Below are 1,454 nucleotides of genomic sequence, written 5' to 3'. Positions count from 1 at the left end.
ACCGCCATGATCCGGCGGGTGCTCGGCGCGTCGCCGAACCGCCCCGCGCCCCATGGAGAGACGGATGCGCACATGGCCGATCCTGTCCGCGCCGGGCGTCCTCGGCCTTCTGCTCGTCGGCACTTGCGCGCGCGCGGACTCCGCACCGCCCGCCCTGCCGCCGTCCGACGAGGTCCGCGAGATCGCCGCCGACGCCTACATCTATGCCTACCCGCTGGTCCTCATGGAACTCACCCGCCGTCAGACGACGAGCGTCGCGGAAGCGACCACCGCGCTGGCGGCACCGGTCAACCGCTTCGCGCATCTCGAGGCCTTCCCGGATCCCCGGTTCACGGCGGTGGTGCGGCCCAACGCCGACACGCTCTACTCCTCGCTCTGGTTCGACGTGACCGCCGAGCCCCTGGTCATCGGCATCCCGAACCCGGAGGGCCGCTACGTCCTCCTGCCGATCCTCGACATGTGGACGGAGGTGTTCGCATCGCCGGGCTCGCGCACGACCGGGAACGCCCCTCACACCTTCGCGCTCGTCGGGCCGGACTGGAACGGCACCCTGCCCGAGGGCGTCCAGCGCGTGCGCAGCCCCACCGGTATGGGCTGGATCATCGGACGCACGCGGACCGACGGTCCCGCCGACTACGCGGCGGTGCACCGGTTCCAGCGGGCGATCCGGGTCGCCCCCCTCAGCGCGTGGGAGGGGGGCGGCACCCCGCCGCCCGGCCCCGCGAGCCCGGCCCCGCGCAGCGACAAGCCGCCGGTCGAGCAGGTGGAGGATCTCGAAGCGCCGGCCTTCTTCGCCCTCTTCAGCGAGGTCGCGAAGGCCAACCCGCCGCACGCCGTCGATCACCCGATCCTCGACCGCATGCGGCGGATCGGCCTCGTTCCCGGCGCGATCGATCCCCGGAGCCTGCGGCCGGAGGTGCTCCAGGCCCTCGCGGAGGCCAAGGCGCCGGCCCTGGCGCGCATCAAGGGCGTGTTCCGAACCGCGGGCCGGTTCGTGAACGGCTGGCGCACGAACTACACGGCGATCGGCACCTACGGCGCGGACTACGTCCACCGGGCCGGCGTGGCCTATGCGGGCCTCGGCGCCAACACGATCGAGGATGCGGTCTACCCGACCGGGCTGGTCGATGCGGACGGCAGGCCCTTCGACAGCGACAGGCGCTACACCATCCACTTCGAGAAGGGCGAGATCCCGCCGGCGCGCGGATTCTGGTCCCTGACCCTGTACGACGCGCGCCAGCTCTTCGCGCAGAACCCGATCGACCGCTACGCCATCGGCGACCGCGACCGCCTGACCTACAACCCCGACGGCTCGCTCGATCTCCACGTGCAGCGCGAGAGCCCCGGGGCGGGGAAGGAAGCGAACTGGCTGCCGGCCCCAGCCGCCGGCCCCTTCACGCTGAACCTGCGCCTCTACTGGCCGCGGCCGGAGGTGCTCGACGGCAGCTGGAATC

1 protein-coding gene is annotated in these 1,454 nt (G+C 72.6%); it reads left to right on the top strand.

Features of this window, described 5'->3' with window-relative positions; genetic code table 11:
- Window positions 1-64 precede the first annotated feature (64 nt).
- Window positions 65-1,454: DUF1254 domain-containing protein (locus AX737_RS01940; RefSeq protein ID WP_066918573.1), on the top strand; the 1,390-nt coding region annotated here is incomplete at its 3' end.

The sequence above is a fragment of the Methylobacterium sp. CCH5-D2 genome, assembly GCF_001556475.1.
In the GTDB taxonomy this organism is placed as follows: Bacteria; Pseudomonadota; Alphaproteobacteria; order Rhizobiales; family Beijerinckiaceae; genus Methylobacterium; species Methylobacterium hispanicum.
This window is presented reverse-complemented; position numbering and strand designations above follow the sequence as displayed.